At 38.4% G+C, this 14514-nt stretch carries 14 protein-coding genes; 6 read left to right on the top strand and 8 right to left on the bottom strand.

Annotated elements, in window-relative coordinates; all coding sequences use genetic code 11:
- Positions 1-20: 20 nt before the first annotated feature.
- The 4 genes from NOX80_RS02435 to mtgA are packed head-to-tail and all read left to right on the top strand — an operon-like array spanning position 21 to position 4105.
- Positions 21-1526, top strand: coding sequence for a dicarboxylate/amino acid:cation symporter (locus NOX80_RS02435; RefSeq protein WP_256551750.1), 1506 nt, complete (start codon positions 21-23; stop codon positions 1524-1526).
- Between the two features lie 31 nt (positions 1527-1557).
- Entirely contained in the window at positions 1558-2244 is a 687-nt protein-coding gene (locus NOX80_RS02430) for a DedA family protein (protein ID WP_256551749.1), read from the top strand.
- Entirely contained in the window at positions 2244-3362 is a 1119-nt protein-coding gene (locus tag NOX80_RS02425) for an NAD(P)/FAD-dependent oxidoreductase (protein ID WP_256551748.1), read from the top strand. Before NOX80_RS02430 ends, NOX80_RS02425 begins: the two co-directional genes overlap by 1 nt.
- The gene (gene mtgA, locus NOX80_RS02420) at positions 3362-4105 is read left to right on the top strand and encodes a monofunctional biosynthetic peptidoglycan transglycosylase (protein WP_256551747.1); all 744 of its coding nucleotides are present in this window, start codon (positions 3362-3364) and stop codon (positions 4103-4105) included. Before NOX80_RS02425 ends, mtgA begins: the two co-directional genes overlap by 1 nt.
- A 113-nt stretch (positions 4106-4218) precedes the next feature.
- On the opposite strand, the gene NOX80_RS02415 is transcribed toward mtgA, so the two are convergent.
- Positions 4219-4659, bottom strand: a complete 441-nt coding sequence (locus NOX80_RS02415) for a DUF1842 domain-containing protein (protein WP_256551746.1) — start codon at positions 4657-4659, stop codon at positions 4219-4221.
- Positions 4660-4869: 210 nt separating this feature from the next.
- Between NOX80_RS02415 and NOX80_RS02410 the strand changes: the two genes are divergently transcribed.
- Positions 4870-5673 (top strand): TIGR00266 family protein, encoded by an 804-nt coding sequence (locus NOX80_RS02410; RefSeq protein WP_256551745.1) that lies wholly within the window; start codon positions 4870-4872, stop codon positions 5671-5673.
- Between the two features lie 80 nt (positions 5674-5753).
- Here NOX80_RS02410 and NOX80_RS02405 read toward each other — a convergent pair whose 3' ends face one another.
- Positions 5754-7883 carry a prolyl oligopeptidase family serine peptidase gene (locus NOX80_RS02405; protein WP_371926073.1) on the bottom strand — a complete coding sequence of 710 codons (2130 nt, stop codon included), beginning with the start codon at positions 7881-7883 and terminating at the stop codon, positions 5754-5756.
- A gap of 241 nt (positions 7884-8124) precedes the next feature.
- On the opposite strand from NOX80_RS02405, the gene NOX80_RS02400 reads away from it, so the two are divergent.
- The gene (locus NOX80_RS02400; RefSeq protein WP_256551744.1) at positions 8125-9108 is read left to right on the top strand and encodes a hypothetical protein; all 984 of its coding nucleotides are present in this window, start codon (positions 8125-8127) and stop codon (positions 9106-9108) included.
- A 75-nt stretch (positions 9109-9183) separates the two neighbouring features.
- Here the strand turns inward: NOX80_RS02400 and NOX80_RS02395 are convergent, their stop codons facing one another.
- The 6 genes from NOX80_RS02395 to mscL all read right to left on the bottom strand — a co-directional run bounded on the left by NOX80_RS02395 (position 9184) and on the right by mscL (position 14468).
- Positions 9184-9687 carry a DUF4625 domain-containing protein gene (locus tag NOX80_RS02395; protein ID WP_256551743.1) on the bottom strand — a complete coding sequence of 168 codons (504 nt, stop codon included), beginning with the start codon at positions 9685-9687 and terminating at the stop codon, positions 9184-9186.
- Between the two features lie 67 nt (positions 9688-9754).
- Positions 9755-10075, bottom strand: a complete 321-nt coding sequence (locus NOX80_RS02390; RefSeq protein ID WP_256551742.1) for a hypothetical protein — start codon at positions 10073-10075, stop codon at positions 9755-9757.
- Complete coding sequence (locus NOX80_RS02385; protein WP_256551741.1) at positions 10068-12455, bottom strand: TonB-dependent receptor; 2388 nt, start codon at positions 12453-12455, stop codon at positions 10068-10070. The genes NOX80_RS02390 and NOX80_RS02385 overlap by 8 nt, the downstream gene beginning before the upstream one ends.
- A gap of 71 nt (positions 12456-12526) precedes the next feature.
- Positions 12527-12874 carry a hypothetical protein gene (locus NOX80_RS02380; protein ID WP_256551740.1) on the bottom strand — a complete coding sequence of 116 codons (348 nt, stop codon included), beginning with the start codon at positions 12872-12874 and terminating at the stop codon, positions 12527-12529.
- 100 nt (positions 12875-12974) lie between these two features.
- Positions 12975-13964, bottom strand: coding sequence for an aspartate-semialdehyde dehydrogenase (locus tag NOX80_RS02375; protein ID WP_256551739.1), 990 nt, complete (start codon positions 13962-13964; stop codon positions 12975-12977).
- A gap of 126 nt (positions 13965-14090) precedes the next feature.
- Positions 14091-14468: a large conductance mechanosensitive channel protein MscL gene (mscL, locus tag NOX80_RS02370; RefSeq protein ID WP_256551738.1), complete on the bottom strand. Its 378-nt coding sequence runs from the start codon at positions 14466-14468 to the stop codon at positions 14091-14093.
- Between the last annotated feature and the right edge of the window lie 46 nt (positions 14469-14514).

Genomic DNA, 14514 nt, shown 5'->3' with positions numbered 1-14514 from the left:
GGACTAAAATTATAATGTACGTGAAAAGTAACAACAAACTATTTATTGCAATTATCGCAGCATTGGTGTTAGGGGTGTTCCTCGGGTATTTGGTCAATTCATTAGGAAAAGGAAATACGCTCCGATATACACCATCGAAAGAAGGAGCCGATGAGCTGATTTTTGAAACCAATGATGGCGTAACGCATCATCAAAAAGTTTTTGTTATTAAAGACAGTCTGGAATATAATGCTTTGCATAAAACATTACCGGCTGATGTAATGATAGTCGTAGCAAAGGAAAAGAAGAAAGTCAGTGTAGTACCGGAGGTGTTTAAAACAAATGAGACTTTAAAAATTCAAAAAACACATAAGTCGGTTAATGAATCGGTTACCTCTATTGATAATATTGATTCGTTTGCTGAAAAGATAAAACTACTGGGAACTATTTTTATCCGCCTGGTTCAAATGATTATTGCGCCGTTGGTTTTCTCAACTCTTGTTGTAGGAATTGCGAAAATGGGCGATATGAAAATGGTAGGACGAGTAGGAGCAAAAGCAATGGGATGGTTTATTTCGGCTTCCCTGATGTCATTATTACTAGGGATGCTGTTGGTAAACTGGTTACAACCGGGTAAAGGAACGCCAATTAAAATGGAAGATGCCTCTTCGGCCGGTGAGCTTCTGGAAAAAACACAGGCCTTCTCACTGGAAGAATTTGTAAAACACGTAGTCCCGAAAAGTATTTTTGAAGCAATGGCGACGAATGAGATTTTACAGATTGTAATTTTCTCGGTTATGTTCGGTATAGCATTGGCTTCACTTGGAGAAGCAGCTAAAGGCATTATCAAAATGTTGGATGTCGTTTCACATGTGATTTTGAAAATGGTTACTTATATTATGTGGACAGCTCCGCTTGGAGTATTCGGTGCGGTGGCTGCTGCAGTATCGGTTTACGGATTCGATATCTTCGGATTATATGCTAAATATCTGTTGGATTTCACTATAGGAATAGCATTATTATGGGTAGTATTGTTAACGGCCGGTTATCTGATTTTAGGAAAACGTTTGTGGGAATTACTGAAACGTATTAAAAGCCCGCTTCTTATCGCTTTCTCAACAACCAGTAGCGAAGCGGTTTTCCCGAAACTGGTTGAAGAACTGGAACGTTTCGGATGCCAAAACCGTATCGTGTCGTTTACATTACCGTTAGGATATTCGTTCAATCTGGATGGTAGTATGATGTATATGACCTTTGCCAGTATCTTTATTGCACAGGTATACGGAATCGATATGCCGGTTGAAAAGCAACTAACAATGTTGTTGGTACTGATGTTAACCAGTAAAGGTGTGGCCGGAGTACCGCGAGCATCATTGATTGTAGTAGTAGCAACTTGTGCAATGTTCGGTATTCCGCCGGAAGGAATAGCATTGATATTACCGATTGACCATTTTTGTGATATGGCACGAAGTATGACCAACGTTCTTGGAAATGCTTTGGCAACTACAGCCGTAGACAAATGGGAAACAGCGAATGAAACTAACTAACTAATTAATATTTATAATTGACCCAAAAATTATGGAAAGCTTTAAGTGGACACAATTGTTGAATCCTGAGTTTTATATTAACTTGGAAATCGGCGGACACCATATCGGAATTTATGTAGTATTGTTTATCGTTTTTGCAGAAACCGGTTTATTTGCAGGTTTCTTTTTACCGGGAGACAGTTTATTATTTCTTTCCGGAATCTACAGTGAAGTGCTAATGCGTGAACTGGTATTCGTTAAAGGTGATTTTGCTAATGTAGCCTTGTTGGCCACTCTTGTTGCTGTTTCCGGAATCATCGGAAATATATTCGGTTACTGGTTCGGCGCTAAAAGCGGACACTTTCTATATGCTAAAGAAGATAATTTCTGGTTTAAGAAAAAATACCTGATCCAATCCCGTTTGTTTTTTGAAAAACACGGAGGAAGAGCGATCATTTTTGCGCGTTTTCTACCAATTTTAAGAACATTTGCTCCTATTGTAGCCGGAATTGTTCAAATGGAAAAAAAGAAATTCATGTTTTTTAATATCGTAAGTTCTTTCTTATGGTCATTTACACTGATTTTCTCCGGACATTACTTATACCGTTATCTGTTGGATAACCACAATATGGACCTAAAAGCAAACATCGAATATATCGTAATTGCTATTATTATTCTTTCAACGTCACCATTGGTGATCAATTACCTGAAAAATAAAATTAAAGAAAGAAGAAGCTAATGCTTAGTCTTAGTTACTGGGAAATTAAGAATTGGTTTTCTAATGTCGACTATACGGTCGTAGGAAGTGGCATTGTAGGACTTCATACAGCTTTGCGATTGCGCGAACGATTTCCGGGAAGCAAAATTGTCGTACTCGAAAAAGGGCCGCTGCCACAAGGAGCCAGTACTAAAAACGCCGGTTTTGCCTGTTTTGGAAGTTTGTCTGAGATTATAGACGATTTAAAAAATCATACCGAAGACGAAGTCGTACAACTTATCGAAAAACGTTGGAAAGGATTACAATTGTTGCGTAAACGATTAGGTGATCAAACAATTGATTTTCGCCCGTATGGCGGTTATGAATTATTTCTGAATGACGATGAAGCATCGTATGCCGAATGTTTGCAGAAGATGCCGTTTGTTAATGAAGTTCTGAAACCGCTTTTTAAAGCCGATGTGTTTACAAAAGAAGTAGATCGTTTCGACTTTAAAGGGATTCGGGACTATCTGATTTTTAATCCGTTTGAAGGACAGATCGATACCGGAAATATGATGCAGGCGTTATTAAAAGAAGCGATAACCAACGACATACAAATCTTAAATTACCAGACGGTTTCCGGTTATATCGATAAAGGAAATCAAGTTGAAGTGCATACCAATGATTTCGTTTTTACAACCGGAAAGCTGTTTTTTGCAACGAATGGTTTTGCCGGTAAAATTACCGATGGAGCGGTTCGTCCGGCTCGTGCACAGGTTTTGATTACGGAACCGATTCCCAATCTGGATATAAAAGGAACGTTTCATATCGACAGCGGTTATTACTATTTTCGTAATATCGGTGACCGAATTTTATTCGGTGGCGGAAGAAACCTTGATTTTGAAGGAGAAACTACAGCAACTTTCGGAGTTACCGAAACGATTCAAAACCGCTTGGAAGAATTGTTAAAAAATGTAATTTTGCCGAATCAGGATTTTCAGATTGCACATCGTTGGAGCGGAATAATGGGAATGGGAACCCATAAAAAACCCATTGTAGAATCGCTTTCTCAAAATGTGTTTTGTGGTGTCCGTTTGGGCGGAATGGGCGTAGCAATCGGTGGTCTGATCGGTCAGGAATTAGCAGATTTATTAGAATAATGGCAGTAAAAAAAACATCAAAAACAAATACGAAAGCAAAACCGAAAGAAGAAAACAGAAGCTTTGGCAAAAAAGTCATTCGCTTTTGTGTCAAAGCCTTTCTTTGGTTTTTTGCAATTTCCTTATTTTTTGTAATTCTTTTTAAATTCGTTCCGGTTCCGTTTACCCCTTTAATGGCAATACGTGGGATGGAACATAAACAAGGCGGAAAAGAGGCAGTTTGTAAACACGACTGGGTTCCGCTGGAAGATATCTCGGAAAATCTGCAAAAAGCAGTTATTGCCAGTGAAGACGGTACGTTTTTGTCGCATAATGGTTTTGATTTCGGGGCCATGCAAAAAGCTTTTAGCAGTAACCAGAAAGGCCGAAAACTAAAAGGCGGAAGTACGATTTCTCAGCAAACGGCTAAAAACGTTTTCCTGTGGCAGGGAAGAAGTTACCTTCGTAAAGGATTGGAAGCGTATTTTACGGTACTGATCGAATTGATCTGGGGAAAAGAACGGATTATGGAAGTGTATCTGAATAGCATTGAAATGGGTGATGGGATTTACGGAGCTCAGGCGGCATCAGAATACTGGTATGGAAAGAGTGCTAAAAACCTGTCTAAATATGAAGCAGCGGGAATTGCTGCGATATTACCAAGCCCAAGAAGATTCAAAGCAACTAATTCATCGGCTTATATCAACAGACGAAAAGATAAGATTGTTCGCGTGATGCGACATATCGGAAAAATAGAATATTAGCAAAAAGTATAAAACCTGTCGGGTCTTCAAGACCCGACAGGTTTTTCTGTTTATAAAGAAAGAGGCTGTCTCCTTTTGAGAGACAGCCTTTTTCTTTTTGTTGCGGTAAGATATTAATTGCTGGCGGCTAATTCTCCTACTTTGATAATTGTAACGATAGCATCATTAACATCATGCCAGTTCCCTTTATCGTCTGTATAAGAATAATTTGCTTTTCCTGATTGCCAATCCGACTCTAACACCATTCTTAATTTAGTATTAGGTAAGATAACCGGTCCGATTCCTGCATGAGGCGGGAATTTAATGTTCGGATATCCTTCAGCTACTACTAATATATGAGAGTTGTTAGGCATAACAGTCATATAAGTATAATCACCACGTAAATCCGTATATAAAGTAAAAGGAGGATTTACTGTAGCATTGTGTACAATTCCTTTTCCTGAAACGGTTTTAGCAGGTGTGTTAACAGCAAAATGTACTTCGAAAGTCGGAGCTCCTAAGTTAGGAGATGCAATCTTGTACGAAACGATGAATAAACCAGATTTTGATTCCATAATGATATAGATTTGAGATTAGGATAACAAAGTTCCGGAGTTTGACAGCTAAATTTTAACGTAGAATTACGGTTTCTTTTTTTTAGGTAAAACTACCTGTAAGTGTACTGATAAGTAGGTTTTTAGTGCTAATTTTTATTTTGGTTTTGAAGGTCTTGTAACAATTAAAAGAGATAAGCGTCTAATAGATAAATCAAAAAACGAACAATTATGTATGCACATGAAATCGATTATCAGATACATGGTGAAGAAATGCAGTATGTGGAAATAGAACTGGATCCGCAAGAGGTAGTAGTTGCCGAAGCGGGGAGTTTTATGATGATGGATAACGGAATTAAAATGGAAACGATCTTCGGAGACGGTTCCGCACAACAACAATCGGGAATTTTCGGGAAATTACTTTCAGCCGGAAAAAGAGTGTTGACAGGGGAAAGCCTTTTTATGACTGCTTATACCAATCAGAATAACCGTAAAAGCAGAATCTGTTTTGCATCGCCTTATCCGGGAAAAATTGTAGCAATCGATTTGACAAAATACCAGGGGAAATTTATTTGCCAGAAAGATTCTTTCCTATGTGCCGCTAAAGGTGTTTCGATCGGAATTGAGTTTTCCAAAAAACTGGGAACCGGTCTTTTCGGAGGAGAAGGATTTATTATGCAAAAAATTGAAGGAGACGGAATGGCTTTTGTACATTCCGGCGGAACACTGGCCCGAAGAGAATTACAGGCGGGTGAAGTACTTAAGGTAGATACCGGATGTATTGTCGGTTTCACCAAGGATATTGATTATGATATTGAATTTATCGGCGGAATTAAGAATTCGATTTTCGGAGGAGAGGGATTATTCTTTGCAACGCTTCGCGGTCCGGGTGTTGTCTATGTGCAGTCTTTACCGTTTAGTCGTTTAGCCGACAGAATTATTGCTTCCGCACCGAGAGCCGGAGGAAAAAGCAGGGAAGAAGGAAGCTTGTTGGGCGGACTTGGAAACCTGTTAGACGGTGATAACCGTTTTTAAACAAGCATTTTTTTCTAATTAATTGATTTTATAAAAGAAAAGCGCCCTGCAATTGCGGGCGCTTTTTGAATTTTATAACATTACTTTTTCTGTGTAGGTAATTTTTTGATTCCCATGTTGAAAAGCGTAAAAGCCATAATATCAACATTCTCCTGGATTGAAGCCGCTACCGATTTTCCGGCACCATGCCCGGCATTAATATCGATACGGATCAGAACCGGATTATTTCCGCTTTGTTTTTCCTGTAACTCAGCAGCAAATTTAAAACTGTGTGCCGGAACAACACGATCATCATGATCTCCGGTTGTAACCAAAGTAGCCGGATATTCAACGCCTGATTTTACATTGTGTACTGGCGAGTAACCTTTCAGATAGTTAAACATCTCTTTACTGTCTTCGGCCGTTCCGTAATCATACGCCCATCCTGCGCCGGCTGTAAACGTATGATAACGTAGCATATCCATAACACCAACTGCCGGTAAAGCGACTTTAATCAAATCCGGACGTTGCGTCATCGTTGCACCAACTAATAATCCTCCGTTCGATCCTCCGCGGATAGCAAGAAAATCTTTAGAAGTATATTTATTGGCGATCAGGTATTCTGCCGCGGCAATAAAATCATCAAATACATTTTGTTTTTGAAGTTTGGTTCCGGCATCATGCCATTTTTTACCATATTCGCCACCACCACGTAAGTTAGGAACTGCATAAATACCGCCATTCTCCATCCATACTGCATTAGGAATACTAAAGCTTGGTGTAAGGCTTGCATTAAATCCGCCGTAACCGTACAATATAGTCGGGTTTTTGCCATCCAGTTTTGTTCCTTTTTTATACGTGATGATCATAGGGATTTTTGTACCGTCTTTAGAGGTGTAAAAAACCTGTTTTGAAGTATAATCCGCGCTGTTAAAATCAACTTTAGGTTTTTGATAGATATCCGATTTTCCGGTTAGCGGATCATACGAATAAATCGTTCCCGGTGTGGTATAGTTGGTAAAATAGAAGTACAATGTCTTTACTTCTTTTTTTCCGCCAAAACCGGAAGCACTTCCTATACCCGGTAACTGAACTTCACGAACCAGCTTACCTTTATAGTCGTATTGTTTTACTACCGATATCGCATCTTTCATATAATTGGCAAAGAAATAACCACCTCCGGTAATCGGAGACAATACGTTTTCTGTTTCGGGAATAAAATCTTTCCAGGTTTCCGGTTTCGGATTACTGATGTCCGTTGTAACAATACGTCTGTTCGGAGCATTCAGGTTGGTCATAATAAACAATTTTCCACCTTCATTCTCCATGATATAACTGTCGGAATCAAAATTGTTTACGATTGTAATAATCGGACTATTCGGATTCGTAAGATCTTTAATATACAACTCATTACCCGAAGTAGAATTCGCCGCTGAGATTACTAAATATTTGTCGTCTTCTGTAACACCTCCGCTCACATATCTTCTTTTCTGGTCCATTCCGAAAACGACTTTGTCATCTTTCTGAGAAGTACCTAATTTGTGGTAATATAATTTATGCTGATCGGTTTTAGCGGATAATTCACTCCCGGTTGGTTTGTCGTAGCTGGAATAATAGAAACCATCGTTTCCTCTCCAGGATACACCGCTAAATTTAATGTCAACTAAAGTATCTTCAATTATCTTTTTAGTGATAGCATCCATGATGATTACTTTTCTCCAGTCGCTACCGCCTTCAGAAATAGAATAGGCCACTTTAGAGCCGTCAGTGGAAAAATCAAGTCCGCCTAAAGAGGACGTCCCGTCTTTTGAGAATGTATTCGGATCCAGAAAAACCTCTTCTTTTCCGGAAGCATCTTTACGGTAAATAACCGATTGGTTTTGTAAACCGTTATTTTTTGTGTAGTAGGTATAGTTACCTTCTTTAAAAGGCGCGCTGATCTTCTCGTAATTCCACAGTTTTTCCAGTCGGGCTTTTAGTGCATCCCGAAAAGGAATCTGGGCCAAATAATCGTAGGTAACTTTGTTTTCCGCTTTTACCCAGGCCGCAGTTTCTGCTGAACGGTCGTCTTCTAACCATCGATAAGGGTCTTTTACTGTTGAACCGAAATAGGTATCGGTTGTTTCCGTTTTACGGGATTCCGGGTATTTTAATTTACCCGCGCTCTTGGATGTTTGTGCATTCATGGATAGACTACAAACCACAGCCATGGTTGTTATTGTTTTTTTCATTTGGTTTTTGGTTTTTAACAAAAATAGGAAATCAATTGTTATAGTTTCGTTAAAATATAGAAAGGTTGATTAGTCGTTAAAGTGTTGAAATAAAAATGAATAAGAGGAGAGTTTTGAGAAGGCGACCGGGTTTTATTGTCTTTTTTATTGTCTTTTTTGACTGGTAAGATTGTTTTTGTATAACAATTTGTGATTTAACTTAGTGTGGATTAAAGTTCATTTAACATATAAAATAAAAAAAATGAAATTAAAATTTACACTCTTTGCGGCAGTATTGTTTTTTGTTTCTTGTAGTTATGATAGTAACGATGAAGTAAAAACAGCTGCTCTTGAAATGGAAAAAAGGGATGTTGATGAAGCTTTTTATAAGAAAATTAAAGGAGAGCTCGTCTATAAGTCTACTCCGGATTTCTTAGCTTTTGAAAATTATACTGAAAGTAATAAAGGAGCAACTTCAGAAAAGAGGGAAAAATTAACAGAGGGGCATCTCCAAGGGTTAGGATTTACGGAACAAAAGCTGATAGATTTATTTAAGAATTATAACAGCGCTACTTTAAATCCGTTTACCCGAAAGCCGGATGCGATTGTTATAAATGATTATCACACTTCAAAAGCCAGACATTTGGATTTAGCAAAAAAGCATAGTGGTACTGCTTATTTAGAACTTGGGACATCAGTACTTGAGACATTGCCATCTGATGATGGTGATATTCAAAATTATAGAGCTTCGGAAACCTGGGTGTATAATAGAGGTAATACAGAAGAAGAATTGGTAAAAGAATTTGCATATAAAACAGAAAAAAAGACAAGATGGAATGTTGCTGTTACAGCCGGAGTAACAACATCGTTTAAAGTCAAACTTCCCTTTGTTGGAGAAGGAGGCGCTGAAGTCTCATTGTCAACTACGGTTGAAGGAGGAGAGGAAAAAACAAATGAAAAAGAAGTACGGACTACCTATACTACAAGAGTTCCTCCCAAAACAAAAAGAAAAATTTTAATAATCGAAAAGACTACAAGAAAACGGCTGTTGTATAAAGTACCGATATTAATTACGGGATCAATGTGGACGGCAGCTAATATACCGTATTTCACAGGAGGAAATACACCGGCAGTAAAATTAATGGACGGGATTCCTGACGATAAACGATTCCAATCCTGGGAAATAATAATAGATGATAATACAGATGTAGAAATATATGCAGAAGAACCTATTCCTTTAACATAATTATTTCGAAACTTAAAATAGAAATGCCCTCTAACAATTCACTATTGTTAGAGGGCATTGTTCTTAAAAATGACTTTAGTTTACTGTTTTATGATCATGTCCGTGATTGTCACCACCGGCGCCGATATAAATTTCAATAAAAACCTGTTGTTGATTTCCGGCTTTATCCAAACAAAATACACCTAAGTGGTAGTGTCCGTCGGTAAAAGCTTCTCCGTTTGCCGCCAAAGCAGGGATTTCGATATGATGGTGGAATTCCTTAATACGTTGTCCGGCTTCGATCGGGAAGGTTTGCTCATAATGGAAATAATTAGCGGCTTCTGCATTGGCTGATTTTCCATGTGTATGGCCGTCTTCTGCACTGTGCACTTCTACTTTATAGGAAGCTAACTCCACATTGTCAGTTAAAACACCTTCAAGATGAATTTCTGATCCGGGTGCAAAACCTTCATCAACTACAGGCTCGGTAATAGTAATTACAGGTTTTTCCGTGTCTTTATTATCGTCATCTTTACTACAAGAAGTAAAACTTAAAGCGGCAATAGTGGCAAATGCATATAGATATTTGATATTTTTCATGATATTATTTTAATAGTGTTTGATTTATATTTTATTGTTTCGTGTTGTGTTGTTAATCGAATAAAAATCAAACGGTCGGAGGACCTCTTAAAAAACGGGAATGTATAGTTTTAGAACCGTATTTTTTAAAATGTCTAAATGGCTTTTCAGTTGGAAGTACCGGTATAAAAGGTGTAAAACTTAAAAAAGTAATCGCCGTAATGGCCGGAACTTTAAAAATATGCAGTTCACAATTATGGCTGTTGTGCTGTTCGCTAACAACAACTCTTTTTTCGGCGGAATAACTAAAAGTATGTTCCAGCCAAAAATAGTGTACGGCATTATTAATTTGCGGAAAAGCAAAAATAAGACACAGCAGTATAACAATATGTTGCTTGTATTTATTCATGTGATGCTTTTCCAAAAGGAATTCGGATTAATAACTGAATGTTACGTCCCATTTCGGGAATTTCCAACGCCCTGTAATAACTGTTATGGTTGAAATATTTTGTATTGAAGGCATTATTTACCGATAACTGAACATTAGCCAGAAATGAACCTAGTTTAATGTCGCTTTTTACAGCTCCGCCAAAAATGGAATACCCGGGTGTTATCAGTTCGTTTTGAGCAATACGATCTTGTTCCAGTGCGGTTCTTCCGTTAACGGAAACAACGGCATTGGTGAATATTTTAGAGGATTTAAAATTATAACCGATTTCCCAGTAGCCATTAGCAGGAGGTGTAAATGGTAACGGATAATCTTTCGACGAATCGGATGTAACTTGTCTATTGTACAAATATTCCAAAACCACTTCGGCGGTAATGCGATCCAGAAAACGTTTTTCCAGACTGACTTCAAAACCGGATAAAAGCGCTTCCGATTGCGAGTATTGATAAATCTGACCGCCATGAGGAAGAATAGAAAATTGCCCGGACGGTTTTAGAAAAATGTAATTACTGAAATAATAAGCATACGGACTAAAAGCAGCCTTGAAATTATTTTTGGTATAACTCAATTTCGTGTCAAATGAGATCCCTTTTTCCGGATCTAATGTAGCGTCTCCCATTTCATGGCGAAAAGCACCGTGGTGAATTCCGTTAGCGCTTAGCTCTATAGCCGTAGGAAAGCGGAAATTACTCCCGATCGTAGCGGTTAAATTCCAGCTGTCATTCATTTTATATCCCATACCGACGGAGGCATTAAAACTGGAGAAATTTTTGTCGATATCCCGACTTCTTTCGGCATAAAAATTGGCTACAGCAGGACTTTGTCCGTTTCCGGTCAGGTAATCGTATAATGTTTGATCAAAAAACTTATCAATCGCGATCTGAGCCCGGTCAAAACGGATTCCGGCATTTAATTTTAATTTTTGGGAAACGGTATAATCATGAATGGCATAAGCTCCGATAGCATTTCGGGTGAATTTCGGCAATAGAAAGCTATATCCGTCTATTGTATTACTTTGATACTGGTTTTGTATGCCTACGGTGGTTTGATGGGCCACCGACCAGTTGTATTTGTACTTTAGTTGCGCATCAAGCGTACTTAAATTAAAATCAAGTTCGAGATCCGGATTCACTTCCGGTGGTTGCTGATTGCTATAATGGGTGTGAAATTTACTCCATTCCTGACGATGATTATTCTGAAAACTGACAGAAGCATTTAGCTGTGAATTTTGAAAACTCCACTGATTATTATTAATGATTTTGAAATGATTGACGCGTTGATAAGGTAGGCCGATATTACGGTCATCACCATCATCCTGAACCGCTGCAATTGAAGGAATTCCATGTGCACCGGGAAAGAATCCCGATTTAAAATAGACATTACTGATACTTAAAGTGGATTTGAATTTTTTATCGATATAGCCCACTTGTCCGAAAAAATCAGTCTCCCGACCGGCTGTGTTTTTTAGGGTTTGATTGTAAACCGGAATATGCGTATTCAGGTAAAGAATTTCGTCGGTAGGTACTTTATAATCTCCGAAATCCAGAACGGTTCCTTTTAGTTTATAAAAGAAATGATCCTTTCGATATTGGATGCCTACGGAAGTTCCGATGGTATTGTTAACCGATTTAGCGATGGCTAATGCCTGACCTGAAAAACTATTGGGACTCGGGACGGCTTCATTGTTGATGCTGATAACGCCTCCCATAGCATCACTGCCATATTCAATAGCGCCTACACCTTTTACAATTTCTACGTTTTCGGCATTAAATGCATCTATTTCAAGACCGTGATCGGCTCCCCATTGTTGTCCTTCCTGTTTGATTCCGTTTTCAGTAACGGCGATGCGATTAAAACCTAATCCGCGTATGATCGGTTTGGATGTTCCGGCGCCGATTTCCATTGCATTTACCCCGGGAAGTTTTTCCAATGACTTGGCAAACGAACCGGCATAGGATTCCTGAATATAATTCTGGTTGACCTTTTCGGAGTTTTTAGTGCTCTGCGGTTGTGCTGCTTTGCTGATGACCACTTCTTTAAGCGCGCTGATATCCGGTTTCATCGTAAATGAAACGGAAATATCATCCGTTATCGTAAGTAACGTATCGATTGTTCTGTAACCGATATAGGATACGATAAGGCGTGTTTTGCCGGAAGGAATATTTTTTATTTCAAATCTTCCTGCGGGATTAGTGGCAGTACTTTTGTCTGCGATATGAATATGTGCTCCGTTTAAAGGCTGTCTTTTTACATGGGTAATAATCCCGGAAATTTTGTTTTGGGAAAAACCTGTAATACCAGCCAATAGCAAGCAGAGAACAAGAAAAGATTTTTGTTGCATTTTTTCCTGATTCAGATAATATACGAAAGTCCATAAGCCAACGGGCTATGAAACAGAAACTAACGGTATGATTATAAGAATACAGGAGGAGCCCGTAAAGCAAACAAAGCGCCTGAAAAAACAATAGGTTGCTCCGTTTTTACAGTGTTTTGCGTTAAGGTTTTAAAAGAATTGGTAAATGAAAATGAAAAGAATTCGGTTGGCAGATAGCTGCTAAAAGTAAATTCACAGGCGAAACAATGATCGAAATCATGATGAGCATGTGTGAATTCTGTTTTGGAGGTATCGTATTTATGATGGCAATGATCATGTGTGAATTCGTCTGCCAGATGTTCAAAAGAATGGACCGATTGGAACAGTATTGCAAACAATACCGCCAACATTAAAGAAAGATTTAATAAGGCCAGTTTCTTTTTCATTTCCTGCAAATATAGAAAACCAAAAAAACAAAACCGTTTTATTTTAACAAAATTTAAGTTTTGCTAAAGTAAAACGGCTGTTATTGTGATAAAATAGGGATTACAATAGATTGTTTGCTACCAGATATTCCGCAATCTGAATCGTGTTGGTTGCAGCTCCTTTACGAAGATTGTCGGCTACGATCCACATGTTTAGTGTATTCGGTTGACTTTCATCACGACGGATTCGGCCCACAAATACTTCGTCTTTACCGTGTGCATAAATCGGCATCGGATAAGTTTTGGTATCGGTATTGTCCTGAACCACTACGCCCGGAGTATTGTGAAGAATAGTACGAATGTCAGTAACATCGAAATCATTTAAAAACTCAATATTTACCGATTCGCTATGACCGCCAACTACCGGAATACGGATAGCTGTTGCAGTAACGGCAATTGTTTTATCGTTCATGATTTTCTGAGTTTCACGAACCAACTTCATCTCTTCTTTAGTATAATCATTCTCTTCGAAAACATCACATTGAGGTATAGCATTTCGATGAATAGGGTAAGGGTAAGCCATTTCGCCTTGAATACCGGCATATTCGTTTTCCAGTTGTTTTACGGCTTTTACACCTGTCCCGGTAATGGACTGGTACGTCGATACGACCACTCTTTTGATACCGTATTTATGGTGTAACGGCGCTAAAACCATCACCATCTGAATTGTAGAACAGTTCGGATTGGCAATAATTTTATCGTTCTTGGTCAATGTTGAAGCATTGATTTCCGGAACTACCAGTTTTTTGGTCGGATCCATTCGCCATGCTGATGAATTGTCGATAACGGTTGTTCCCGCTTCGGCAAATTTAGGAGCCCAGTCCAAAGAAGTTTGTCCGCCGGCTGAGAAAATAGCAATTTCAGGTTTCAGGTCAACCGCTGTTTGTAATCCTACTACAGTATAGGACTTACCCTTAAATTCGATCTGTTTTCCAACGGACTTTTCCGAAGCGACAGGGATTAATTCAGTTAGGGGGAAGTTTCTTTCTGCCAGTAATTGTAACATTACTTCGCCTACCATTCCGGTGGCACCTACAACGGCTACTTTCATTTTAATAGATGTGTTTTTAGTTAATTTTTAGTCTAACAAAAGTAAATAATAATGCTGTTAAAAAAACAATAAATAAAAAAACCGTTCACACAGGAACGGTTTAAGTTAGAATATGTGTGTAGCGGATTATTTTTTCAATAAATCACGAATTTCTGCCAATAATTCTTCTTGAGTAGGTCCTGTCGGAGCCGCCGGAGCCGGAGCTTCTTTTTTCTTCGTAGCATTAATTCCTTTAATCAAAAGAAACAATACAAATGCCACAATTACAAAATTAATAACCGCCGATAAAAACATACCGTACTTGACACCGCCGAGAATGGTAAGATCTTCGATTTTAGACAAGTTGGCTGCCTCTAATGCCGGTTTTAACAATAAAGGTGTAATTACATCATCGATAAATGAGCTGACAATTTTACCGAAAGCACCGCCAATGATAACCCCGATTGCAAGATCTACAACGTTGCCTTTCATGGCAAATTCCTTAAATTCTGATAGCATTCCCATACCTTATAATGTTTAAATTAAAAATTTACGTAGCACTAAAGTACTA

This window comes from Flavobacterium cerinum, assembly GCF_024496085.1.
Lineage (GTDB): Bacteria > Bacteroidota > Bacteroidia > Flavobacteriales > Flavobacteriaceae > Flavobacterium > Flavobacterium cerinum_A.
The sequence above is the reverse complement of the archived record's forward strand: the minus strand, read 5'-3'. Positions and strand labels throughout refer to the sequence as shown.